The organism is Streptomyces sp. NPDC015032 (assembly GCF_043080425.1).
Lineage (GTDB): Bacteria > Actinomycetota > Actinomycetes > Streptomycetales > Streptomycetaceae > Streptomyces.
In genome coordinates this window covers 1-1634 of sequence record NZ_JBIBVN010000119.1, presented here as the reverse complement: position 1 = coordinate 1634, position 1634 = coordinate 1, and the positions used below count along the sequence as shown (strand labels likewise).

The 1634-nt window shown below is 66.6% G+C and carries 2 protein-coding genes; both read left to right on the top strand.

Annotated elements, in window-relative coordinates:
- Positions 1 to 193, top strand: a 193-nt coding sequence (locus tag ACF08M_RS41635; RefSeq protein WP_392190525.1) for a hypothetical protein, incomplete at its 5' end; no start/stop codon positions are given.
- Between the two features lie 145 nt (positions 194 to 338).
- Positions 339 to 1358 (top strand): carbon-nitrogen hydrolase family protein, encoded by a 1020-nt coding sequence (locus ACF08M_RS41630; protein ID WP_392190524.1) that lies wholly within the window; start codon positions 339 to 341, stop codon positions 1356 to 1358.
- Positions 1359 to 1634: the final 276 nt, after the last annotated feature.

The window sequence follows — 1634 nt, the reverse complement described above, 5'->3', positions numbered from 1 at the left end:
CGCCTTCACCCACGACAGCGAACTGCGTCTGACCAAGGTCACCGACACCCGCGGCCGGGAGTGGACCTACATCTATGACCAAGCCGGAAGACTCGCACGGGAGAGCGACTTCGACGGGCGCACCCTGACCTACCAGCACGACGCGGCCGGCCGCCTGGTCAAGCGAACCAACGCGGCAGGACAGAACACCTAGTCAGCGTGGGCACGCGTTACTGCGAACGATGGCAGGCTTGTTCGTGGCCGGCCCACCCATTCACCCACATCCGGACCGTGCGCCCCAGACAACGCTCGACGGCCTGTTCCTGCCGGCGCGCTCCACTTCCGAGGAGGACTCCGACATGTCATCTTCCACTTCCACGAAACGAACTGTCGCGGCGGTGCACGCCGCTCCGGTGTTCATGGACACCGAGGCAACCGTCGGCAAGGTCATCCGCTTCATCGAACAGGCCGGCCGGGAAGGCATCGACCTGCTGGTATTTCCCGAGACCTTCGTACCCGGATACCCGTACTGGATCGAGGCCTACGCCCCGCTGGACCAGCAGAGCGCCAACGTCGCCTACGCCGAGGCGTCCGTCGAGGTGCCCGGCCCGCAGATCGCCCGGGTCCAAGCCGCTTGTGACCGCGCCGGGGTCGGCGCCGTTCTCGGTGTCAGCGAGCGGCTCGTGGGGACCCGCACGTGTTTCAACAGCCAGGTCTTCATCGACCCCGATGGCACCCTTCTCGGAGTTCACCGCAAGATCCAACCCACCTACGCCGAACGGATCGTGTGGGCTCAGGGCGGCGGCGCCACCCTCAGCGTCTTCGATAGCACCCTGGGCCGGATCGGCGGTCTGGTCTGCTGGGAACACACCATGAACCTGGCCCGGCAGTCCCTGATCACCCAGGGCCAGCAGATCCACGCAGCAGCATGGCCTGGTCTGTCCACCATGACCGGCTTCGAGACCGTCGCCGACGTCCAGATCGACGCCATGATGAAGACCCACGCGCTCACGGCGCAGGCGTTCGTCATCTCCGCCGGGAACCCGGTGGACGAGACGTGCCTGCAGTGGATGGAGTCCACTGTCGGACCGCAGAAGCACATCACTGCGGGCGGCGGCTGGTCGGCCGTGATCCACCCCTTCAACCAGTACCTCGCCGGCCCGCACACCGGCCTCACGGAGAAGCTCGTCACCACCGAGATCGACCTCGCCGACATCAATGCCGTCAAGGTCTGGGTCGACTCCCGCGGCCACTACGCGCGACCGGAGGTCCTCGGCCTACGGGTCGACCGACGCCCTCTCTGGCATGACGAAGGAGACCGAGAATGGCCTGCCGTCCCGGGCGACGGCACCACCGCCCCGGCGGCCGAAACGGCCTGAGCAGACGACATCGGTTCCCGTTCCGTCGGTTACCAGAACCTGCTCCACCCCGCCCACACTGCCCGCCAGGCCGCTGACCTCGTCGCCGGGAACGCTCAGCTGATCAAGACCGAGTGTGTCCGCGGTCGCATCTTCGCGGCCACGGCCGAGGCGAACCTCGCGCTCTTCGAGTACATCGACGGACCCTGTTGCCTAATTGAGTGAAGCTGCCGTGATCGCCTGTCGCGTGGCATTCCGGTTCGCGAGTGTGTGGTGCAGGCGGTTTCGAGGGCGTGA